The 23030-nt window shown below is 63.3% G+C and carries 20 protein-coding genes; 8 read left to right on the top strand and 12 right to left on the bottom strand.

Going from position 1 to position 23030, the window contains the following annotated elements; all coding sequences use genetic code 11:
- Nucleotides 1-191: 191 nt before the first annotated feature.
- The 3 genes from rqpR to B0G81_RS26390 form a co-directional block, all read right to left on the bottom strand.
- The gene (gene rqpR / locus B0G81_RS26380; RefSeq protein WP_012431442.1) at nt 192-848 is read right to left on the bottom strand and encodes a response regulator transcription factor RqpR; all 657 of its coding nucleotides are present in this window, start codon (nt 846-848) and stop codon (nt 192-194) included.
- A 10-nt stretch (nt 849-858) separates the two neighbouring features.
- Entirely contained in the window at nt 859-1737 is an 879-nt protein-coding gene (locus B0G81_RS26385; protein WP_134139163.1) for an ATP-binding protein, read from the bottom strand.
- Between the two features lie 434 nt (nt 1738-2171).
- On the bottom strand, nt 2172-2942 hold the full coding sequence (locus tag B0G81_RS26390) for a ferredoxin--NADP reductase (protein WP_106283905.1): 771 nt from the start codon (nt 2940-2942) through the stop codon (nt 2172-2174).
- 377 nt (nt 2943-3319) lie between these two features.
- Between B0G81_RS26390 and B0G81_RS43810 the strand changes: the two genes are divergently transcribed.
- A complete protein-coding gene (locus tag B0G81_RS43810) occupies nt 3320-3490 on the top strand; it encodes a hypothetical protein (RefSeq protein WP_158608130.1) in 171 nt (56 codons plus the stop codon).
- A gap of 115 nt (nt 3491-3605) precedes the next feature.
- Here the strand turns inward: B0G81_RS43810 and B0G81_RS26400 are convergent, their stop codons facing one another.
- The 5 genes from B0G81_RS26400 to B0G81_RS26420 form a co-directional block, all read right to left on the bottom strand.
- Complete coding sequence (locus B0G81_RS26400) at nt 3606-4565, bottom strand: ABC transporter permease (protein WP_134139166.1); 960 nt, start codon at nt 4563-4565, stop codon at nt 3606-3608.
- Nucleotides 4566-4611: 46 nt separating this feature from the next.
- Nucleotides 4612-5649 (bottom strand): ABC transporter permease, encoded by a 1038-nt coding sequence (locus tag B0G81_RS26405; protein ID WP_208328555.1) that lies wholly within the window; start codon nt 5647-5649, stop codon nt 4612-4614.
- Nucleotides 5639-7213, bottom strand: coding sequence for a sugar ABC transporter ATP-binding protein (locus B0G81_RS26410; RefSeq protein WP_243856796.1), 1575 nt, complete (start codon nt 7211-7213; stop codon nt 5639-5641). The genes B0G81_RS26405 and B0G81_RS26410 overlap by 11 nt, the downstream gene beginning before the upstream one ends.
- A 430-nt stretch (nt 7214-7643) precedes the next feature.
- A complete protein-coding gene (locus B0G81_RS26415; protein ID WP_134139173.1) occupies nt 7644-8663 on the bottom strand; it encodes an ABC transporter substrate-binding protein in 1020 nt (339 codons plus the stop codon).
- A gap of 115 nt (nt 8664-8778) precedes the next feature.
- Nucleotides 8779-9831: a LacI family DNA-binding transcriptional regulator gene (locus B0G81_RS26420; RefSeq protein ID WP_134143211.1), complete on the bottom strand. Its 1053-nt coding sequence runs from the start codon at nt 9829-9831 to the stop codon at nt 8779-8781.
- A gap of 340 nt (nt 9832-10171) precedes the next feature.
- Here B0G81_RS26420 and B0G81_RS26425 point away from each other — a divergent pair, with 340 nt between their 5' ends.
- Nucleotides 10172-11152, top strand: a complete 981-nt coding sequence (locus B0G81_RS26425; RefSeq protein WP_134139176.1) for an aldose 1-epimerase — start codon at nt 10172-10174, stop codon at nt 11150-11152.
- A gap of 28 nt (nt 11153-11180) precedes the next feature.
- Here the strand turns inward: B0G81_RS26425 and B0G81_RS26430 are convergent, their stop codons facing one another.
- Nucleotides 11181-11978, bottom strand: a complete 798-nt coding sequence (locus B0G81_RS26430; RefSeq protein WP_012431452.1) for an endonuclease/exonuclease/phosphatase family protein — start codon at nt 11976-11978, stop codon at nt 11181-11183.
- An 88-nt stretch (nt 11979-12066) separates the two neighbouring features.
- Nucleotides 12067-12606 (bottom strand): hypothetical protein, encoded by a 540-nt coding sequence (locus B0G81_RS26435; RefSeq protein ID WP_134139179.1) that lies wholly within the window; start codon nt 12604-12606, stop codon nt 12067-12069.
- 269 nt (nt 12607-12875) lie between these two features.
- Here B0G81_RS26435 and B0G81_RS26440 point away from each other — a divergent pair, with 269 nt between their 5' ends.
- The 4 genes from B0G81_RS26440 (at nt 12876) to B0G81_RS26455 (ending at nt 17470) form a co-directional block, all read left to right on the top strand.
- Nucleotides 12876-13853, top strand: coding sequence for an AAA family ATPase (locus tag B0G81_RS26440; protein ID WP_106283897.1), 978 nt, complete (start codon nt 12876-12878; stop codon nt 13851-13853).
- Nucleotides 13854-14273: 420 nt separating this feature from the next.
- A complete protein-coding gene (locus tag B0G81_RS26445) occupies nt 14274-15380 on the top strand; it encodes an NAD(P)/FAD-dependent oxidoreductase (RefSeq protein ID WP_106283896.1) in 1107 nt (368 codons plus the stop codon).
- Between the two features lie 231 nt (nt 15381-15611).
- A complete protein-coding gene (locus tag B0G81_RS26450; RefSeq protein ID WP_116118703.1) occupies nt 15612-15923 on the top strand; it encodes a high-potential iron-sulfur protein in 312 nt (103 codons plus the stop codon).
- Between the two features lie 254 nt (nt 15924-16177).
- A complete protein-coding gene (locus B0G81_RS26455; RefSeq protein ID WP_106283894.1) occupies nt 16178-17470 on the top strand; it encodes an MFS transporter in 1293 nt (430 codons plus the stop codon).
- A 96-nt stretch (nt 17471-17566) separates the two neighbouring features.
- On the opposite strand, the gene B0G81_RS26460 is transcribed toward B0G81_RS26455, so the two are convergent.
- Together B0G81_RS26460 and B0G81_RS26465 are read right to left on the bottom strand one after the other, a co-directional pair.
- A complete protein-coding gene (locus B0G81_RS26460) occupies nt 17567-19087 on the bottom strand; it encodes an amidase (protein ID WP_134139182.1) in 1521 nt (506 codons plus the stop codon).
- 264 nt (nt 19088-19351) lie between these two features.
- Nucleotides 19352-20050, bottom strand: a complete 699-nt coding sequence (locus B0G81_RS26465; RefSeq protein WP_134139186.1) for a dienelactone hydrolase family protein — start codon at nt 20048-20050, stop codon at nt 19352-19354.
- A 253-nt stretch (nt 20051-20303) separates the two neighbouring features.
- Between B0G81_RS26465 and B0G81_RS26470 the strand changes: the two genes are divergently transcribed.
- Both B0G81_RS26470 and B0G81_RS26475 read left to right on the top strand, forming a co-directional pair.
- Nucleotides 20304-21407 carry a nitronate monooxygenase gene (locus B0G81_RS26470; RefSeq protein WP_134139189.1) on the top strand — a complete coding sequence of 368 codons (1104 nt, stop codon included), beginning with the start codon at nt 20304-20306 and terminating at the stop codon, nt 21405-21407.
- 423 nt (nt 21408-21830) lie between these two features.
- Nucleotides 21831-22976: a branched-chain amino acid ABC transporter substrate-binding protein gene (locus tag B0G81_RS26475; protein ID WP_106302606.1), complete on the top strand. Its 1146-nt coding sequence runs from the start codon at nt 21831-21833 to the stop codon at nt 22974-22976.
- The last annotated feature ends 54 nt before the right edge of the window (nt 22977-23030 follow it).

Raw genomic sequence — 23030 nt, forward strand, 5'->3', positions numbered from 1 at the left:
AAAATCCCCGTTCGACGTGACTCGGGGGCACTCCCGTCCGAGGCGGGCCAGGCAACGCCCGCAAAGGTTTTCGCTCGATGCGCAGCCAACGAGGCGAGAACCGCCCTCTTGCAAATGAGTGCCGGCAGGAGCGAGTTGTTCAGCGACCCAGCGACCCAGCGACCTAACGCCGCGCTGGCGTCTAGCGGCTGTCAGCCCGCCATCGCCGGATTCAGATCAATGAGCCGGTTGCTCATCACATAGAACGTCAGCTCGGCGTTATTGCGCAGCTTCATTTTTTCGAGCAGCCGGGTGCGGTACACGCTGACCGTTTTCACCGACAGCGAGAGCGCCACGGCAATATCCGTCAGCCGCTTGCCCGACGCGAGCATGCACAGCGTCTGATATTCGCGGTCGGAGAGCTTTTCGTGCGGCAACTGTTCGCCGTCGAAGGAAACGTAGTCGGCGAGCGCCTCGGCCATCGCCGGGCTCACGTATTTGCGGCCCGCCGCGACCTGTTTGATCGCGCTGATCATCTGCGCGGCATCGACGGTTTTCGACAGGTAGCCGGCGGCGCCTGCCTTCAGGGCGCGCACGGCGTATTGGTCCTCGCGGTACATCGAGAACATCAGCACGGCCGCGCGCGGCGCCTTGCGCTTCATGCGTTTGAGCACTTCGACGCCGTTCATGTCGGGCAGCGAAATGTCCAGCAGCACCACGTCGTAGGCGTGCCGGGCAGCGGCGTCGAGCGCTTCGGCGCCGCTTTGCGCTTCGGTGACTTCGCGCGCCACGCCGCGATCGAGCAGCAACTGGCGGACGCCCTGGCGAACCACCGCGTGGTCGTCGGCGAGCAAAATGCGCAGGCTCATGATGGCGTGCTCACGATTGCAGCGCGTGCCGGGCCGCGCGCGGCGCGTGCTCCAGCATCGCGTCCCAGGCAAAACGCGCGCGCACGAGGGTGCCGCGCGACGCCTTGCCGTTCTCGTTGTTCTCGCCGCGCTCAGAAGCGGCGCGCCGGGTGCTCAGGCGCAGTGTGCCGTCGAAAGCCGCGCAGCGCGCCTGCATGCCGCTCAGGCCGAAATGGCCGGGACGGCTGCGGGTGTTGCGCGTGACGCCGACACCGTCGTCGCTAATAAGCAGCGTGAGGTGACGGCGGCTGGTTTCGATCCGCACATCGGCGGATTCGGCGCGCGCGTGCTTGGCGATATTGTTCAACGCTTCCTGCGCGACGCGGAACACGGCCAGTGCGGCGTCGGCCGGCAGGCGCGTGAGGCGCACGTCGGCGGCGCACACAAAGCTCGTGCGCAGTTGCGTGCGTGCGGCGAAGTCGCCGGTCCAGTGCGCCAGCGCGCCGACAATGCCGGCTTCGAGCGACGGCGCATGCAGTTCCGCGACAGCCTGGCGGCTAGCCTCGCACACCGCGTCGAGCGACCGGTTCGCCACGGCAAGCGCGGCGGCGCACTGCGGCGGCGCGTCGGCGGGCAGCCAGGTTTCGACGCCGGCGAGCGCGAAACGCGTCGCCGTCAGTTCGGCCCCCACGCCATCGTGCAACTCACGCGCCACATGGCGGCAAGCGGCTTCCTGCGCCTGAACCAGCTCGGCCGAGAGTTCGCGCACCCGGGCGCGCAGCCGCGCAAGTTCCCGATCGGCCGGCGAGGTCAGCGCAGCCGGCTCGGCCGCGCCGCACGCGTCGAATCCGTCACGTGCCGGTGACGAAGCAAGAGGGGTGGTGAACCGGACGACAGTCGACGTATCCATGACTTTCCCTGTCAGGAAACGCTGTGGACAGCGAAGCGGATGCGCATGAGCGGCGCGAAGACGAAAGAACGCATGTGGGTCTCTAGCCTCCAGGTGCAGGCCGTCGCGCTTAGGACGCAACGGATGAATCGCTACAGTGTGACGTAACGAAATTTACATTCAGTAACATGGCGGACGGGCCACGACAGGCAGGATAATTCGACTGATGATGCGCCGCGATGATATCTCATTAAAAGAAAAAATGCAGTCGCACCAAGGGTTAGCGCCCACGTTTCACGCAATGGTCGATGAATTGCAACGCCTGTTTTGTAGGAAGAATACCGACGCCAAATGTCAGTCCGGCGACGCCGAATTGTAACTGGGCAAAAAAAAGGAGCCCATAGGCTCCTTTTGCTGATTTCGCGGCGGCGGGGCCGCGAAGATCGGGACGTGCCTCAGCCGACGAAGGCCTTTTCGACCACGTAGTGACCCGGCGAGTTGTTGCTGCCTTCCTGGAAGCCTGCGTCGTCGAGCAGCTTGCGCGTGTCGCGCAGCATGTGCGGGCTGCCGCAGAGCATGACGCGGTCGTTTTCGAGCGAAAAGCCCGGCACGCCGAGGTCGGCGAACAGCTTTTCGGTTTCGATCAGTTCGGTGATACGGCCACGGTTCTGGAACGCTTCGCGCGTGACAGTCGGGTAGTACAGCAGCTTTTCCTGAACCAGCTCGCCCAGATGCTCGTGCGCCGGCAAGTGATCCGTGATGTATTCCTTGTACGCCAGCTCGTCGACGAAACGGCAAGTGTGCGTGAGCACCACGCGCTCGTAGCGCTCGTAAATGTCCGGATCTTTAATGATCGACATGAACGGCGCGAGGCCCGTGCCGGTGGACAACAGCCACAACGTCTTGCCCGGCAGCAGGTTGTCGGCCATCAGCGTGCCGACCGGCTTCTTGCCGATCAGCACTTCGTCGCCGACCTTCAGATGCTGCAAACGCGACGTGAGCGGGCCGTCCTGCACCTTGATGCTCAGGAATTCGAGGTGCTCTTCGTAGTTCGCACTCGCGAGGCTGTAGGCGCGGATCAGCGGCTTGCCGTCGACTTCGAGGCCCACCATCGTGAACTGGCCGTTTTCGAAACGGAACCCCGGGTCGCGCGTGCAGGTGAAGCTGAAAAGCGTATCGGTCCAGTGATGGACGCTCAGGACGGTTTGTGAATTCAGGTTGCTCATGGCTTCTTGGATAGTGCGAAAACAAGGGCGGCCAGTCGTTTTGAGCCGGCCGGCACGGCAAGGGCGATGCTGCGCTAACCCATACGGGAATCACGCGCAATCCGCTATTTTACCGCGCCCGCTGCCTGGGGGCTGCGGCGCGGCGGTTGAGCGTGGTCATGCGGGTTACCGGACCTGGAAGCGCCGGCGCCGGCTGTCTTTGTGATCGGCGCCGCGGAATACGTTGGCGTGGTGCGGCTACGCGCTTCAGCAGGGGTGCGGCGATGGGCGAATGCCGCGCAGGGCGGCTGCCATCGGTTGTCCGGGATGCGCCGGGTAGGCGCGCCGCGCGGGCAACATTTTCAGGATGATACCGAAACCCGCCATGCGCTGCAGCATTGACCCTGCTGATAAAACTGGCAAAAAGGGCGACGGATGGAGAGAAAAAGCGTCGCGGCGTGTCCGTGACGACGTTTTCATCGGTCAACTGCAACGGCGCCGTGTTGGTACACAAATGCGGCGCGATGGCCGTCAGCCACGCCGGAATCCCAGTTGAAGCCGGGGTTTGAGCGTTTGCCGTTTTGATTACTCCGAGGCGCGGCAAAGGAAAGCAGATCAGCGGCGAGCTCTTAGCCGTCACCCCGCCAGGTCAAATGGATCATCCAAGCCGCGTGGTTCAGCCAATCACGCCGGAGCCGCGACCCGCTTTTTCCCACGTTGTCTCAGCACGCGAGCCTGCAACACGATCACCAGCAGCAGGAACACGCCGCGAATCACTGACTGCCAGTACGCCGACAAGCTGATAAACCCTAGCCCGTTCTCGAAGTTCAGCAGGTTGAACACCAGACCGAGCAACAACACGCCGGCAATCGTCATCGCGATCGAACCTTCGCCGCCCGTCAGCAGCGTGCCGCCGAGCACCACCGCCGAGATCGCGAACAGCTCCCAGCCGACGCCTTCGTTAGGTTGTCCCGCGCCGAATTGCGCGGCGAGGATCACGCCCGCCATGCCGGCGAGCAGACCGCTCACCGCATACGCCGTCACCAGCGTGCGGTCGACGTTCAGACCCATCAGTCGCGCTGCTTCCTCGCTGCCGCCGATAGCCAGCGAGTGCCGCCCAAAGCGCGTGCTACGCAGCGCCAGCCAACCGGCCAGCGCCGCCACTACGGCGACGATGCCCGGAATCGGCAGTCCGAACAGATCGCCCTGGCCGAAGTTGCCGAAGTTCGACTCGGCGGCAATCGACACAGCATCGTTCTTGCCGAGCAGCAGCGCGACGCCGTGCGCGCCGAGGCTCGTAGCGAGCGTGACGATAAACGGCAGGATTTTCAGGCGCGTGATGATTAGTCCGTTGAGCACGCCGACCGCGAGTCCCGCTGCGCATCCCGCCAGCACGGCAACCCAGCCGCCATGGACACTGGTCAGCGCGGCGACGACGCTTGCCAGCGCGGCCACCGTGCCCACCGATAGGTCGATGCCGCCCGTGATGATCACGAACGCCATGCCGACCGCGATGAGCGCGAACATCGAGTTGTAACGCCAGAACGACGTGATGTTGTACGCCGAGCCGAAATGCTCGTAGCGCACGAGGCCGAACACGACGAGCGCGGCCAGCGCGAGCAGGATAGGAAGATTCTTTTTCATCGCTTGGAGTCCGGAATTTTCTCTGAGGCGCGTGAGTTAGCGAGACTTAGCGCGAGCGCCGCTGTACATAAACCGCCGCGACGATGATGCCGGCCTTCACCACCAGCGCCGCCGCGTCGGGAATGCCGTGCGCGAGCAGCGTGTAGCGCAGTAACTGGATGATCAGCGCGCCGATCAGCGTGCCGCCGATATACGCCTTGCCGCCCGTCAGCGCCGTGCCGCCGACGGCGACCGCGGCAATCGCGTCGAGTTCGACCCCGAGTCCGACCACGTTCGCATCCGAGGACGAATTCACGGAGATCGAGATCAGCCCCGCCAACCCCGCGAGCGCCGCGCAGAGCGTGTAGGCGATCAGCTTCACGGTGGCCGTCGGCACGCCGCATAGATAGGCGGCTTTTTCATTGCCACCGGTGATCAGCAGATACTGGCCGAACAGCGTCTTGCGCACGACCCATGCGAACAGGACGACCAGCGCCAGCATCAGCAACACCTGAAAGGGCACGCCCGCGACCTTGCCGAGCGCGATCCACTGAAAGGCGGGCGTGTTGAACGCCTGCAGGCTGCCGTCGGTGACGACTTGCGCGATGCCGCGTCCGGCGATGAACAGCACCAACGTCGCGACAATCGGCTGCACGGATAACCTCGTGACGAGCAGGCCGTTGAAGACGCCGCACAGCGCGGCGGCGAGTACTGGCAGCACGAACGCGAGCGCGATGCCGCCGGGGCCGGCGATGTTCAGGAACAGCATCGGCGCGAGCGCACCGGAGATCGCCATCGACGCGCCCACCGACAGATCGATGCCGCCCGTCGCCACCACCAGCGTCATGCCGATGCCGACGATCACGATCGTCACCACCTGCGTCATGTTGACGTTGAAGGTTTGCAGCGACCAGAAGTGCGGCGTGAAGATCAGGTTGAACAGCACCATCGCGAGCAGCACGATGACTTCGCGCTGCATGGCGAGATGGCGCCATTTACGCACCGTGGTTGCCGGGGAGGCGGGCAAAGCGGCCGCCGTCTGCTGGGCGGTTTCGCCGAGCGGCGGCTCGGTGTGCAACGATTCGGTGTGCAACTTAAGCGCCATGACGGTCGTCCTCCAACGCGTCTTCGATGTGTGCGGCGTTTGCCGTTTGCGCGGCTTCCGCGAGTTCCGAATGGCCGTCGCTGCCGTAGGCGATGGCGTCCATGATCGCGGTCTCGCTCATGTCGGCGCCATTCAGTTCGGCGACCGTGCGGCCGTCGCGGATCACCACCGCGCGATCGGCCACGGCCGTCAGCTCTTCCAGTTCGGAAGCGGACAGCAGCACGGCGAGGCCCGCGTCGCGCAGCTCGCGCACGATCTTCGCCACATCCGCTTTGGCGCCGACGTCGATGCCGCGCGTCGGTTCGTCGAGCAGCAGCAGCGAAGGCTCGGCGGCCAGCCAGCGCGCCAGCAGAACTTTCTGCTGATTGCCGCCCGACAGTTCGCGGATCGGCTGATCGGCGGAACGCAGCTTGATGCCGAGCGACAGAATAAAGCGATCGACAATCGCCTGCTGTTTCTTCACGTCGACCACGCCGTTCCTGGTCAGCGTGCGCAGACAGACGAGCGTGAGGTTGTCGCGCACCGAGAGTTCGGGGACGATGCCCTCGGCCTTGCGGTCTTCGGTGAGATAGGCGAGACCGCGCGAGATTGCGTCCTGCGGCGACTTCAGCGCGACTGTCTCGCCGCCGATCGAGAGCGAACCTTGCTCCAGCGGATCGGCGCCGAACATCAGCCGCATGGTTTCGGTGCGGCCCGAGCCGAGCAGGCCCGCGAGACCCACGGCTTCTCCGGCGTGCACTTCGAGTGAAACGTCGCTCACCTTCGGGTGCGCGCTCAGTTGCGTGGCCGCGATCATCTGCTTGCCGCGTCGCGCGAGGTTCGCTTCGCGTGCTTCGGCGTCGTCCTGCACGACGGCGGCGAGTGTGCGGCCGAGCATCGTCGTGACGAGCTGCAGCTTGTCCATGTCCGCCATCGTGCTTTGCGCGACCGTCTCGCCGTCGCGCATCACGGTAACGCGGTCGCACAGCGCGTAGAGTTCGTCGAGCCGGTGCGATACGAAGATCACCGCGCGGCCGTCGTCGCGCAGCTTGCGCACCACGGTGAACAGCAGCTCCACTTCGCGTTCGTCGAGCGATGAAGTGGACTCGTCCATGATGACCATCTTCGCGTCCGACGACACCGCGCGCGCGAGCGCGACCATCTGCTGAATCGCGGTCGAATAGCGGCCAACGGGTTTCTTCACATCGATCTGCAAACCGAACGATTCGAGCAGCGCGGCGGCGCGTTGCTGCACCGCGCGCCAGTCGATCAGCCCAAAACGGCGCGGCTCACGGCCAAGAAAAATGTTCTCCGCCACCGAGCGGAACGGCACCAGGTTGATCTCCTGATAGATCGTGCTGATGCCGGCTTCGCGCGCCTGCTTGGGCGTGCGGAAATCGACTTCGCGGCCTTCGAAGCGCACGCTGCCCGAGGCGCGTCGATACGCGCCGGTCAGGATCTTGATCATGGTCGATTTGCCCGCGCCGTTCTGGCCGATCAGCGCATGCACTTCGCCGGCGGCGACGCTCAGATTGGCGCTGCGCAACGCGGGTACGCCGCCGAAGCTGATGCCGATGTCCTGCATCTCCAGCAGCGGCGAACGGGTAATGGGGGAGTGTGGCGTCTCTTTGCCGGATTCCGTCACGGATGTCCTCCTGATGCAGGTGCTGCCTGATTTGCCGCGTGCGCCCTTTGCGCTGCACATGCGAGCCGGTGTGGCCCTTCGTTCGGGCTCTGATGCCGGCATTGTTGGCGAACCATGTTACGCCGCATAAAAGCGAAGCGACGGTTCGTGCCGCCACGAACGCGTCGCTCCGAACCCTTCCCGTCGCCCGCCCCCGAGGAGACAGATTCGGGGCGGGGACGTCCTGCGAGGCAATCCCCCGATTCCGATGCATCTAACGGACTTGCTTCGGGACGGGGGACTTCCTTCGGGGCGCCGCTGGAGCGCGTGGACGCTCCGTCAAAGCATGGCGCTCAAACTTCGCAACTGCGCGTACAACTCCGCGTCGTGATCAATAGCCGTCCTGCATGTTCTGCTGCACGTTGCTCTTGTCGTAGAACTTGTCGGAGACCTTAACCCACGTCGGAATCTTTTCGCCCTTCGCGTAACGCTGTGCGACGTCGCACGCGAGCGGGCCGAAGAACGGGCTCGACTGCACGCTCGCGCCGAGTTCGCCGGCCGCGATCGCGTCCATGCCGCCCTTGGTGCCGTCGATCGTGACGATCTGGATATCCTTGCCCGGCTGCTTGCCGGCGGCCTTGATCGCGGCGATCGCGCCGAGCGCCATTTCGTCGTTGTGCGCGTACACGGCGGTCACGTCCGGATGCGCCTGCAACAGCGTTTCCATGACCTGGCGGCCCTTGTCGCGCGCGAAGTCGCCGCTTTGCGACGCGATGATCGTCATGCCCGGGTTCTTCGCGATGATTTCGTCGAAGCCCTTCTTGCGATCGTTCGCGGCGGACGCGCCGGTGGTGCCTTCGAGTTCGATGATTTTCGCCTTGCCGCCCGTCGCCTTGACGAGCCAGTCAGCAGCGCGATGGCCCTGATCGATGAAGTCCGAGCCGATGAAAGTGATGTAGTCGCGGCCCGCCTTGGCGACCGATTGATCGACATTACGGTCGACCAGGATCACCGGAATGCCGGCCTTTTTAGCTTGCAGCACGACCGGCGCAAGCGGCTTTTCTTCGCGCGGCGGGAACACCAGCAGATCGACGTGCTGCGCGATCATGTTCTGGATGTCCGACACCTGCTTGGAGTTCGAACTGTTGGCGTCGGTCATGACCAACTGCCAGCCGCACTTCGCGGCAATGTCCTTGAAGCTCTTGGTTTCCGCCAGACGCCACGGATTGTTGCTTTCGGTCTGCGCGAAGCCGACCTTCAGCGGAGTCTTGCTGGGCAACTTCGGCAGCGCGTCGTCGGCGTGCGCGGTGGCGACGCCGAAACCGATTGCCAGAGCCAGCAGCGAACCCGCCAGCGGACGAATCTGCTGCTTGCGCGCGTGTCCGCGCGACTGCGTGTTGAGCGACGCCATGTCTTCCTCCAGTACCTGGTGAGGTAGGTGTTATTTGCTTTTTAATTTCTCCTGCCGGTCGACGTTGATCTGTGCCGCCGGACGTGCCGATTATTTCACCCAGAATTATTATCGGTCAATCACTAATAATATTAATTATTGGCTTTTTCGCCTCGGTAATTACCCTGACCGAGCCGCGTTCGACCAGCGGACCGTCCAGTTTCACCATGCGATGCCGAACCGGCGCGCCGGCGGCACGATTGTGTTCTTCCTGCAGCAAAGTCTCGACGGCCCAGCGTCCCAATTCGTAGTTCGGCAACACCACGGTCGAGAGCGGCGGATGCGTGTGGCGGGCGATTTCCTGGTCGTCGTAACCGAGCACCGAGACGTCTTCAGGCACGTGCATGCCGAGTTGCTTCAACGCTTCGATCGCGCCGATGGCGGTGAGGTCGTTGGCGCAGAAAATCGCGGTCGGCGGATTGGGCTCGCGCATCAGCGAAAGCGTCAGTTCGAAGCCGAGGCCCGAACTCCAGTCGCCGTCGCGCACCATTTCCGGCGCGTAGGGCAGATCGGCGGTCGCAAGCGCGGTGCGGTAGCCTTTGAGACGATCTTTCGACGCGTCCTGCCAGGGCTCGCCGTTGATATAGCCAATGCGCCGATGGCCGGACTGCAGCAGATAGTCGGTCGCCAGATGGCCGCCGGCCACCTCGGCGGGCACCACCGACGAGAACCCGCCTTCGCCCGTATAGCAGTTCAGCAGCACGGTCGGCACCTGCGACAGTGCCGCCGGCGGCGTTACCTTGCGCGTGTAGACGGTCGCGTAGATCACGCCGAACACATGCGGATTGGACAGCGTGGTGTCGAGCACCTGCTTCTCGATGTCGGCGTTGCCGTGCGTGGAATAGACCGCCAGCATCTTGCCGCTTGCGTACGCTGCATCGCGCGCGCCGTCGATGTTCACGACCGGATGCGGACTGGTGGAAATTTCGTCGGCGAGATAGACGATCAGATTGCGTTCATCGGCGGAGGCCGATACCGGCTCGCGCAGCGAGAGCCGGTAGCCGAGATCGTGCGCGGCCTTCAGTACCTTGTTGCGGGTAGTCTCCGAGAACTTCGCGCCGGTCGCGTTGTTCAGCACCAGCGAGACAGTCGATTGCGACACGCCGGCGAGCTTGGCGATGTCGGTCATGGTCGGACGGCGTTGAGTCGATTTTTTCATTGTGCGGGCCGCGCTGCAGCGGCGCTAAAGCTGGGGCATGCCGTGGGCATCCTGGTGCCTGACGGTAACACTAATAATATGCGCGCGGCAACGCGCGGTAACCCGTCATTTGGGAGGCTTGCATCGCCCTCTGCTGGACGCTCATTCGACAAATTTATTACTAATAATATTGACGATTGTGCTTTGGCGTGCGATTCTCGGTCGCGCGGATTGTGACAGTCCGCCGGCCGCGCGCTGTGCGCGGCACGTTCCAGGAGACGCCAATGCGCGTTCATGCCGCCATCCGCCCGAGGCACTGCCTTTTCTGACCATGCGCGACGTTTCCTTGCATTCGATCCGGCCGTCGGCGACCGGACTCATGTGGCTCGACGATCCCGCGGTCATGGCCACGGTCGTCACGCTTTCGGCCGGTGCGCTGCGTGTCGTGATCGCGCCCGAAGTGGGCGGCGCGCTGGCGGCCTTCTACGAAACGACGCCCGACGGTCCATTGCACTGGTTGCGGCCGGCCTCGGCAGCGGCGTTCGCTGAGCGCGATCCGCTGCGCATGGCGAGCTTTCCGCTTTTTCCCTACTGCAACCGGATTCGCGACGCGCGTTTCGAATTCGACGGCCGCACGATCGATCTCGCCGGCAATGACACGCGTTTCGCCCACGCGCTGCATGGCAACGCGTGGCGGCATCCGTGGCAGGTGGGGGCGCGTACCGAAAGCTCGGTGGAACTGCACTTCGAACACGAACCGGATGCGCGCATACCCGGCGACTGGCCGTTTCGCTATCGCGCGCGGCAGCGAATCGAGTTGAGCGGCGGCGCGTTGCGCATCACGCTAGCCGCGCAAAACCTGGCCGCGCAGCCGATGCCGTTCGGCATGGGGCATCACCCGTACTATCCGCGCACCGCGCAGACTCGCGTGTACGCTGAGGTGAAAGCCATGTGGCACGCCGACGCCGACGTGTTGCCGACGCATCTCGGCGCGCATCCCGCGGTGGAAGCGTTGCGCGAAGGCATGTCGCCGGACGCGTTCGGTCTCGACAACAACTTCGCGAACTGGTCGCGCGAGGCGACTATAGCGTGGCCCGACGAACACCGTCGACTAACGATGACCGCCGACGCCCCGTTCGATCACATGGTGATCTTCGCGCCCGCCAACGACCCGCAACTGTGCGTGGAACCCGTGACGAATACCACGGACTGCTTCAACGCGGTCGCCCGGCGTGAGCACGTGGGCGGCTGCGTATTGCAGCCGGGCGAGCAGATCGCCGCGACGGTGAAATGGACGCCGCACAAGGACTAACGTGCGGCGCGTGCGCTCGGGTTCGCTTCTATTCGACTCGCAAGCGCGCCATATACGGCAAGTGATCCGAGAGCCACGCGGTCTCCTGCGTCGGCTGGATCCATTCGATCGGCTTCATGCCACGCACGAACATTTTGTCGAGCGCGAGCGCGGGCGAGAAAGCCGGAAAAGTGCGGCCCGACTCGCCGAGCAGCGTGGCGACTTCCTGCAAACCATGTTCGCCGAAGAGCGGCACGGAATCGTTGCGCCAGTCGTTGAAATCGCCGGCGAGCACCAGCGGACCTTCGGGTGCTTCCTTCGCGATCCAGTGCGCGATCCAGTTCATCTGACGCAAGCGGGCTGAGCGTGTAAGCGCAAGATGCGCGCACAGCAGCGTGACCGAGTGACCACCGAAAGTCGCGCGGGCCACCAGCAGACCGCGCTTTTCGAAGCGATGCGCGGAAATGTCCCAACGTCCGCCGAGATCCAGCGGATGCGGCGACAAAATCGCATTACCATGCCGCCACGATGGTTTGAAAACGTTTGGTCCGAGCGCGATTTCGAGTTCGAGCGCGCGCGCGATTTCAGTAGCCTGGCAATGCCAGACATCGCTCAACGGATCGGCGAGCGGCGAGCCGAAACTGCTCGCCAATACCGGCGACGGCATGCGCCGCGCCATCGCTTCCTGTAAAAAATAGGCGTCCGCATGGGTCGATTGCACCCAGCGTTGCATGGCTTGCCATGCCTGAAAGCCGAGCGGTGTGCGGCCTTTATGCAGGTTCCAGCTCACCGCGACGAAATCTTTGGGCGCTACGCTCTCGCGGATCAATTCTTCGGGGTTTCGCATGCCGCGTTGTCCACGTGTTCTGGTTGGGGGCGTCGGTTAGCCGCGTGCTGTTTGCGTGTTCGCTTGCGTGTGCTTTGCATCAGTTCGATCAGTTTGCCGAGGTTGCGCTGTCCGCGAGACTTGCACGTACGCGGTAGACCAGGTTCGGGTCTTTGTCGACGATGGTCCACGTGGCCCATTGCCCCGGCGCCAGCCTCAGACCCGGATGGCTCGCGCTCACCTGGCGCGGTTGCGGCGGCAGCTTGCAGCCGGTGTCGGTTTGCCGCGCGGCGTTTTCCTCGAATGTTTCCTGTGCGTCGATCGACATGGTGACGCCGCTCGCATCCGCCTGCAGCGGCGAGACGGTCAGCGTGCGCGCCAGATCGATACTGCCGGCCGGCTGATCCTTGCAGCCGACGCTATGCTGCACCATCTTGTGATGCGTGTCCGTGCGCGCCTGGCCGACGGTGGTGGTGCCGTCGAACGCGTCGATTTGCTGGCCGTCGCGCATGACCTGCAACTGCCATTGCACGACCTGCTGCGCCGGCCGTTGTGGTGTGCTTTGCGGTGCGCTCTGTGATGCGCTTTGTTGTGCGTTCGCAAGCAACGAAGTGCCGAGCAACACGGCCACGATACTGGTTTTCCACATAGAAGCATTCTCCGGTCACGAGATCCGGCCGAGTAATCAGAAGGCCATCTTACCCCTGATGGGCGTAACGCCTTTCTGACACGTCAAACGGGGCCGGGTTCAGCAACAATCCATTTCAGGTAAGGCCGGCAATCACCAAAAACAACCCGCTGTTAGCAGCAGAGTGGCGAGACTGCTGGCTTGCACGCGAATATGTCGTCGTTACACTGGACTTGAAACGGCGCCATACAAGGAGCCGCAGCAGCAAGACCAGCCAGACGGGGTGAGCGATGACAACAGCAATGGTCAAACAAGAAATCGCCGTGGCGTCTTTCAGCAGGGTGTACGACCTCGATCAGGTCGAGACCGCGCTGAACGATCTCGGTGAAGGCGCGAACGAGGCACTGCGCGCAACTTACGAAAAGATGCTGAAGACCGGCAATCTGCGCTTTTGCGTGAAGCCGAACCGCATGCCGTCGATCGACGATCTGATCGACGCGCTGCCCAACTTTTCCGCGCCACTCGACGACATTCGCAAGCAGGTCGCCTTATGCCTCGAGACCGAAGACCGGCTCGAACTGATGCCGATCCTCCTGCTCGGCGACCCCGGCATCGGCAAGACTCACTTTGCCAAGCAGTTGGCGCGCCTGCTCGGCACCTCGTACCAATACGTAGCGATGAGTTCGCTGACGGCGGGCTGGATTCTGTCGGGCGCTTCCTCCCAATGGAAGAACGCGAAGCCGGGCAAGGTGTTCGATGCGCTCGTGAACGGCAGTTACGCGAATCCGGTGATCGCCGTCGACGAAATCGACAAGGCCACCGGCGATTCGCAATACGATCCGCTCGGTGCGTTGTATGCGCTGCTGGAGCACGACACGGCGCAGACCTTCATCGACGAGTTCGCCGAGATTCCGATCAACGCTGGGCATGTGATCTGGATCGCGACGGCGAACGACGAACGCTCGATTCCCGAGCCGATCCTGAACCGGATGAACGTGTATGAGATCCCGCCGCCGGATCGCGACGGCGCGCGCCGTATCGCCCAGGCGATCTACGACGAGATCCGCAGCGCGCACAACTGGGGCCTGCGCTTTCCCGAGGTGCTGGGTGACGACGCGCTCGACGCGCTGATGCGGGCGTCACCGCGTGAAATGCGCCGCGCGATTCTCAACGGCTTCGGCGCGGCGCGGATCGATGGTCGGGATCATGTCGAAGCGGGCGACATTCGCCTGGACCACGGAAACCGGCGAAAACCCATCGGTTTCTGAGCATTTTTGCCACTTTTTCGCAGCAAAGCCGCCTTCGGGCGGCTTTTTTATGGCCAAAGGCAGGAATCTGTGCTCGAAGCACAATGAATGTCGCGGCAATTATTGCTATTAATAAGATACAACGCGGGCAGTGCCTCCCATTCGCCCCACATACGAAGAAGCGAGCGCCGCGACCCCCGACGGCGTACACTGATTGAGTCCGGCCACTACGTTTGAAATCCGCACAAGACCGCATGCCCGCAGCCATTACCGACTGCGGGCATTTGTGTCTGTAAGGCGTCGTACAATTTTGCGTAGCGGTGGCGAATGGACAGGTGCGTTCGGCAGCGAGCGGTGTAAGGCACGCGAAAGCCGCACCTTGTCTTCATCTTGATCGGGTGAACGAGGTAGCGCGCGGCGATGTTGGCCGCGTCAAGGGACATGGACCAAATCGAATGTGTAGTGATCGGCGCCGGCGTGATCGGGCTCGCGGTGGCGCGCGCACTGGCGGCGCGGGGCCGCGACGTCATCGTGCTGGAAGCCGCTGAAGCAATCGGCGTGGGCACCAGCTCGCGCAACAGCGAAGTGATTCACGCGGGCATCTACTATCCCCGTGGCTCGCTCAAAGCCGCGCTTTGCGTGCGCGGCCGCGAGATGCTCTATGACTACTGCGTCGAGCGCAACGTGCCGCATTCACGCTGCGGCAAATTGCTGGTGGCCACTTCACGCAACCAGATTCCTCAGCTCGAAAGCATCATGGCCAAAGGCCGCGACAACGGTGTGCTCGACCTCATGCGAATCACCGGCGACCAGGCGCAAGCGCTCGAACCCGCGCTCGAATGTGTCGAAGCGGTGTTCTCGCCGCAGACGGGTATCGTCGATAGTCATCAGTTTATGCTGGCGCTGCAGGGTGACGCCGAACGCGACGGTGCAGTGTGTGCGTTTCACGCGCCGGTCAAAGCTATCGAGGCGAGCAACGGCCGCTTCATCATCAACGTGGGCGGTGGCGCACCGACCACGATCAGCGCGGCGTGCGTGATCAACAGCGCCGGTTTGCAGGCGAACGCACTGGCGCGCAGAATCCGCGGACTCGACGCGCGGCATGTGCCGCCGCTCTATCTCGCACGCGGCAACTACTTCAGCATCTCGGGGCGCGCGCCGTTCAGCCGCCTGATTTATCCGATGCCGAACGAGGCCGGACTCGGCGTGCATCTGACCATCGACCTCGGCGGCCAGGCGCGTTTCGGTCCCGATGTCGAATGGGTCGATGCGATCAACTACGACGTCGATCCGCGTCGCGCGGAATCGTTTTATGCGGCGATTCGCGCCTACTGGCCCGCGCTTCCGGACGATGCATTGCAGCCCGCATATGCGGGGATTCGTCCGAAGCTTTCCGGTCCCGGCGAACCCGCTGCCGACTTCGTGATTCAAGGTCCGGCTGCGCACGGTGTGCGTGGACTCGTCAATCTGTTCGGTATCGAGTCGCCAGGATTGACAGCGTCGCTCGCCATCGCGCAGCGAGTGTGCGAGTTGAGCGGACGCGCGTGATTCGCAGCGACGATCTCGCTGCGAGCGCGCGGTTCGCGCATCGCGCGCTTCACCGCGAGCGCTCACTTCGTCTGCGATCGATTCGCATTCCGCGCGACATTCAGCCGCGCGGTCGTACCAATTCGCTTATCTCTATCATTTGGACCGTCACGCGCGACGGCTTCATTGCTATCCTTGGGGACCGCTGTCACCAGAACGGCGATCAGTTCAATATAAATGGAGTGAGTCCCCATGAAACCTTCCCGTCGTACATTCTTGATCACCAGCATTGGTGTGGCATCAAGCTTCGCGCTGTCGCGCCAGGCGTTCGCCGACGCACCGAAAGTTTCCGAAACCGATCCGACCGCGCAAGCACTCGGCTACAAGGAAGACGCCGCGAAAGTGGACAAGGCGAAGTTCGCCAAATACGCAGCAGGTCAGGACTGCGGCAACTGCAGCTTCTATCAGGGCAAGCCGACCGACGCCTATGCCGGCTGCCCGATGTTCGCCGGCAAGCAGGTCGCGAGCAAGGGTTGGTGCAGCGCATATAACAAGAAGGCCTGATTACCCATCAGCCGCACGCGCACTTCGTGTTGCGCGAAATGCGCCGCAACATCGCAGCGCGTATTCAAGGTCCCATCATTCAGACGTCTGCCACCTCGCGCGGCAGACGTCTTTTTGCTGCTTGAAAACCGCCTATGCGCTCTTTACACTCCAATGCGACCTCTACGGCTCGCGCTCTTTTTCTCGCTCGCGCTAACACGGCATTGCACTAAAACGACGCACTACAGGATACTTTTGGCAGGCTGGAGATCCGAATGAGACCAGCGTCAAGGAGCCTTCATACGCGAGCCGTCGTCGCGGCTGTGATCGGCAATGCACTCGAGTGGTACGACTTCACCGTGTTCGGTTTTCTGACGGTGGTGATCGCCCAGTTGTTCTTCCCGGCCGGCAGCGACTATTCGTCGTTGCTCCTCGCCACCGCGACGTTCGGCGTCGCCTTCGTCATGCGGCCGATCGGCGGCATCGTACTCGGACTCTATGCGGATCGCGCGGGACGCAAAGCGGCGTTGTCGCTCGTCATCGCCCTGATGACACTCGGCATTCTGGTGCTGGCGATCGCACCGCCGTATTCGGCGATCGGCATCGGCGCTCCGTTAATGATCGTAATCGGACGTTCGCTGCAAGGCTTTTCCGCCGGCGGTGAATTCGGCAGTTCGACGGCGTTGCTGATCGAAGCGGCGCCGTTTTCGAAGCGCGGCTTTTACGGCAGTTGGCAGATGGCAAGCCAGGCGGCGGCGCTGCTGCTCGGCGCGCTGGTGGGCGCCTTGATCACGCGCGGACTGTCGCCCGAGGCGTTGAAATCCTGGGGCTGGCGCGTGCCGTTCATTCTGGGTTTGATCATCGGGCCGATCGGCATCTACATCCGCCGGCATCTCGCCGATTCGGAAGCGTTTCTGCTCGCGCAAAAAACCGCGCGGCGCGCGACGCTCGGCGAAGTCTTCAAGACTCACACCCGCGACGTGCTCTGCGGACTCGGCTCGGTGATCGCGCTCACGGTGACGATATACGTGCTGATCAGCTATCTGCCCACCTTCGCGGTCAATCAGCTGAAGCTGCCCTACGCGCAATCCTTTTACGCGGTGATCGTCGGCAATCTGCTGTTGACGGTGTTGTCGCCATTGGCCGGCGCATGGTCTGACAGGATCGGACGCAAGGGGCTGTCGCTGTGGTCGCTGGTGATTACGCTCGTGATCATTTATCCGCTGTTTGCGTGGCTTGCGGCGGAGCCGAGCGTGTCGAAACTGATTCTCGTGCAGGCGCTGCTGTCGATCACGCTGTCCGGCTACTACGGACCGTTCGGCGCGCTGATCGCGGAGCTGTTTCCGGCGAACGTCCGCTCGACCGGCTTATCGCTCGCCTACAACATCGCGGTGATGGTGTTCGGCGGCTTCGGGCCGTTTGTCGTGACGTGGCTGATCGACGCCACCGGCTCGCCGCTCGCGCCGACTTACTACGTGATGGGCGGACTGGCGCTGTCGATCGTCGCGGTGGCCTGCATTCCGGGCAAGCGCCACGCGGATCTCGACGCGCATCGCAAGCCGGCCTGAACGGCGGCGCGGTTTAAGTCAGGCGCCGACGCCGGTGCCCGGTTCTCTGCGTCACTTCGTTACGACACATTCTTTCGCCGCCGCCAGTTGCTTCGCCTAATTGCGCGCCTGTATCAACGGCGGCCGTTTGTCGAACCACGGTCGTGCCATTTCGAGTTGCGCGGCCAGACGCAGAAGCGTCGCATCACCGCCGACGCGCGCCGCGAATTGCACGCCGATCGGCAACCCGCGCGCATTCCAGTAAAGCGGCACCGACATGGCCGGCTGGCCGCTCAGGTTGAACAGTTCAGTACAACCGGCCCACGTAAACGCCTTGTCCGACGCTTCCGACAGCACCTTCTTCAACAGTGCTTCGAGCGGCATGGTGGTGACGGCGCGCATCTGCATCCGCTCCGCCGAAGTGGGCTGCATCTCGCCGATCTTGATCGGCGGCGCGGCAAGCGTGGCGCACAGAATCACGTCGTAGCGATTCAGCAGATCGGTGAGCCGTTCGGTGATGCGACGCTGTTCTTCCAGCGCGGCGGGCAGGCCGCGTTCGCCGAGCTTGCGGCCCACATGCGCCATCGTCCACGTCGAAATTTCGAACTCGGCGCGCAGCGGTTTGCGGCCGCTAATGCGCTCGGCGTTCAACACCAGGTCTTCTGCCGTGACGGACCAGAGCGTGAGGAACGCATGACGAACCGCCGCGAAGTCAATGCCGAGCGATACCGGTTCGATGTTATGGCCGAGCGAACTGGCAAGTTGCGCGGCATCGTCAAGCGCGGCGCGCGCGTCGGCGGAAAGCGACGGCGCCAGCATCGGCTCGGTGACGTACGCAATATTCAGCGGCTTGCACGTCTCGCGGCTCGCGCCCAGAAACGTGCCCGGCGCGCCGAGCGGCCGGTCGACATTGCCGCCAAGCAGATCGAGCAGCAACGCACTGTCGCGCACGCTGCGCGACACCGCATGATCGACGCCGAGTTCGCCGGCTGCCACCACCGCGCTCGCACGCGGCACGCGTCCGCGCGATGGTTTGAGCCCGAAAAGTCCGCAGCACGACGCGGGAATGCGGATCGACCCGCCGCCGTCCGACGCATGCGCGAGCGGCACGATACCCGCGGCAACCGCCGCCGCCGCGCCGCCGCTCGAGCCGCCAGGCGTATGGTCGAGATTCCACGGATTGCGGCATGCGCCGAACAGTTCGGGCTCCGTATAAGGCATCTGTCCAAGTTCCGACGTGCTGGTCTTGGCGAAGATGTTGAGGCCGGCCGCTTTCGCCAGCGCGACCACGGGCGCGTCTTCGGCGGGAATGAAATGACGGTAGTGGCGGCTGCCCATGGCCATGCGCAGTCCGGCGACCGGCGCGCCGAGGTCTTTGATCAGATAAGGCACGCCGGCCAGCGCGGTTTGCGCGCTGACGCCATCGGCGTTGTTTGCGCCGTTCGCCCGGCTCGCGTCGTCGCGCGAAGCGCGTTGACGGGCTGCATCGTAGTCCTTCAGGACAATCGCGTTGATCGCAGGGTTGACCGCTTCCGTGCGTGAAATCGCGATGTCGAGCAACTCGCGCGCGCTTGCTTCGCGCTTGCGTACCAGTTCGGCGAGGCCGGTGGCGTCATGGGCGAGATAGTCTGAATGCACGACGAAGGAGCCCTCGCTATCGAGTATTGAATCGGCCGGCGGTCCATGCGCACGATGAAGCGCGCGGCGAATTGCCGTCGCCCGGATTAGTCGCCGTAAAGGGAAAGACGGCGTGCCACTGAAATGCCGTCTTCGAGAGAGTAACTGAGTTACGCGCGCGAGTTACTTGCGCCAATGCAAAGCACCCAGAAAAAAGCGCACTGGGTGCGCGCAATCAATCGACGCGACTGGCGGCGCACACAAGCACGCCGCCAGAACCGCGCTTTACAGACGTTCGCCGAGGAACGTCAGCGTCCGGCCGTGCGCCAATGCAGCGGCGCGCTGGTTATACGACGCGCGGTCCGAACAGTTGAAGCCGTGATCGGCGTTCGGATAGATGTGGAATTCGGCGTCGGTACGGCCGGCGAAGCGTTCCTGAATCTCACCGACAGCCGACACCGGGATATGCGCGTCGAGTTCGCCGTAGTGGAACTGCATGGGCACCTTGATCTTCGCGGCTTCGTCGAGCTGGTTCTGGATGCCGCCGCCGTAGTAGGCGACCGCGCCGTCGAGCGTGCCTTGCGCCGCGGCCAGATACGCGAGCCGGCCACCGAAGCAGAAGCCGATCGCCGCGACCTTGCCGGTCACTTCCGGCATGGCGCGCAGTGCGGCGGCGGCTGCGCCGATATCGGCCACCGCTTCGTGGACCTTGAGCTTCTGCATCAGCTCAATGCCTTTCTCGCGATCGGCGCCGTCGTACGTCAATTCCACGCGCGGTTGCACGCGCCAGAACACGTCCGGTGCAAGCGCCACGTAGCCGTCTTGCGCGTACTGATCCGCGACCGAACGGATATGGCTGTTCACGCCGAAAATTTCCTGAATGATGATGACGGCCGGTCCCTTGCCGCCTTTAGGCAACGCCAGGTAGCCGCCGAAACTGTCGTTGCCGGCGGGAATGTCGATCCATCGGGAAGTGGTGCTCATGTTGCTCTCCATTGACTCGCGCGCGGCTGCGCGAGGTCGGTCCGAGTGAAGGCCACAGGCCTGAACGCCTGAAGCGGGGCGGTCAGTTTGCCACCAAAAGAAACGCCGCGCAGCGCGGCCCCGTGAGGCGGAAATCTCGTAAGGCGATTGAAACATTCTCGATAATTCATTTTCCCCGCGCGCGCCGGCTCGGTACATTGAAGCGTGTTGGCTCGCTCATGCGGCCAGCGCATTGACGGGAAAGGAGTCCATCATGAGTGAAGGCAGTTTTGTGACGCCGTTTGCCGAGCGGTTCGGGTTGCGCGTGCCGGTGGTGCTGGCGCCGATGGCGGGCGGCGCGACGACGCCGGCGCTGGTCGCCGCGGTATCGAACGCCGGCGGTCTCGGCTTTCTGGCGTGCGCGGCGCTCTCGCCCGAGAAGATCGCGAGCGAAGTCGCGGCGATCCGCGCGCTGACGGATCGTCCGTTCGGCGTGAATCTGTTCGTGCTCGAACCGGCTGCGCCGGACGACGCGACCGTGCGTACCGCGCTCGAAGCCATCGATCCCGTGCGGCACGATCTCGGTTTGCCGCCGGGCGCTCCGCTCGCACGCTACGCGCCGGATTTTCGCGCGCAACTGGACATGCTGATCGAATTGCGCGTGCCGCTGGCGAGCTTCACATTCGGCTTGCTCCCGGCCGACGATGTCGCCCGTCTGCACGACAACGGTCTATATGTAATAGGCACCGCGACGCATGCCGCCGAAGCTGTGGCCTGGCGCGACGCGGGCGCCGATGCCATTGTCGCGCAAGGGGCGGAGGCGGGCGCGCATCGCGGCACCTTCATCGGCGCATTCGAAGATGCGTTGGTCGGCACGCTGGCGCTCGTACCGCAACTAGTCGACGCGACCGGACTGCCGGTGCTCGCTGCCGGCGGCATCATGGACGGACGCGGTATCGTCGCCGCGCTCGCGCTCGGCGCGCAAGCCGCGGTGATGGGCACCGCGTTTCTCACCTGTCACGAGAGCGCGATTCCGCAGATATGGAAAACCCGCGTGCGCGCCACGTCCGACACGTCGACTTCGGTCACGCGCGCGATCACCGGCCGCCATGCGCGCGGGATACGCAATCCGTTGATGCAGCGTTTGAGCGAAGCGGCTGAAAAGATCGCGCCGTATCCGGTGCAAAACGCGTTGACGCAGGAGTTGCGGCAAACCGCGAGCCGCGCGGAAAACGGCGACTATCTCTCCCTATGGTCGGGCCAGGGCGCGCCTTTGGGCCGCCGCCGCCGCGAAGATATCGGCGCCGCCGAACTGATGGGCCAACTCGAAGACGAATGGCGCGCGGTGACCGCGCGCATCGCTGCGTTCAAACGCTGATTCGACAGGATCCGGACAGCGTCCGGACGTGCCTCCTTTTCAAGCACGAAGCCTATTCGGATGATTAACGGTTTAACACGCTAAAAGCTTTAGGCCGTGCAGTTAGACAAAAGCCTCTCCTGGCGGAAACCCGCATGGGCTGGTGCTTTCCAGTCACTCTCTCCAGCCGGAATCGGCGCTTGTTGGATAAACGCTATTAGTGTTCATCCCACTTCCTCAAAAAAGCCCCACAAATTAATTTGATGGCCTACACTTGCGCGCAAGTACGGTTTGCCGCCTGCCACAAACAGTCCGGTAAGCGTGCTGGCCAAGTGCATGAACGATGCAACCGGCGTGGTCGTCCACGGGACTGAGCGACACGTGTTGGGGAAGCGGGGGCACAGGGCGATTACGTTGTTTTTGGGACCGAAACTGGAGACTTACATGAACATCAAGATTCAAAAGCTGTTGCCGATCAGCGCTGCGGCGATGCTGTTCGCGACGTTGGCAACTTCGGCTGCAGCCGACACGGTCGTCAAGATCGGTCACGTTGCACCGCTGACTGGCGGTATCGCTCACCTGGGTAAAGACAACGAAAACGGCGCGCGCCTGGCAGTTGAAGAAATCAACGCCAAGGGCCTGACGATCGGTGGCCAGAAAATCACGCTGCAACTCGATCCGCAAGACGATGCAGCTGACCCGCGCACGGCAACTCAAGTCGCCCAGAAACTGGTCGACGACAAGGTCGTGGCAGTGGTTGGCCACTTGAATTCGGGCACGTCGATTCCGGCTTCGAAGATCTATAGCGATGCAGGTATCGTGCAGATCTCGCCGTCGGCAACGAACCCGGCCTACACGCAACAAGGTTTCAAGACGACGTATCGCGTCGTCGCGACCGATGCGCAACAAGGTCCGGCACTGGCTAACTACGCAGCGAAGGGTCTGAAAGTGAAGAGCGTCGCGATCGTCGACGACTCGACCGCTTACGGCCAGGGTCTGGCGAACGAATTCGAAAAGACCGCCAAGTCGCTGGGCCTGAACGTGATGTCGCATGATGCGACGAACGACAAGGCTGTCGACTTCCGCGCGATTCTGACGAAGATCAAGGGCGAAAACCCGGACGCGATCATGTACGGCGGCATGGACGCCACCGGCGGCCCGTTCGCCAAGCAAGCCAAGCAGCTCGGCCTGCGCGCGAAGGTGTTGGCAGGCGACGGCGTGTGTACCGACAAGCTGTCGGACCTGGCCGGCGACGCAACCGACAACATCGTCTGCTCGGAAGCCGGTATGGCGCTCGAGAAGATGGCTGGCGGTTCGGCGTTCCTCGCCAAGTATCAGAAGCGTTTCGGTCAGCCGATCCAGATCTACGCTCCGTTCACGTATGACGCTGTGTACATCATCGTCGACGCTATGAAGCGTTCTAACTCGACCGATCCGGCGAAGATTCTGGCAGCTATGCCGAGCACGGATTACAAGGGTGTGATCGGTGAAACCACGTTCGACTCGAAGGGCGACCTTCAGCACGGCGTGATCTCGCTGTACAACTACAAGTCCGGCAAGAAGACGCTGCTCGACGTAGTGAAGATGTAAAAACCCGTGATCGAAGGCAGCGTGTTGTCTGTCTTCGGTTGCAGGGTTTAAAAG

The sequence above is a fragment of the Paraburkholderia sp. BL6665CI2N2 genome, from assembly GCF_004366535.1.
In the GTDB taxonomy this organism is placed as follows: domain Bacteria; phylum Pseudomonadota; class Gammaproteobacteria; order Burkholderiales; family Burkholderiaceae; genus Paraburkholderia.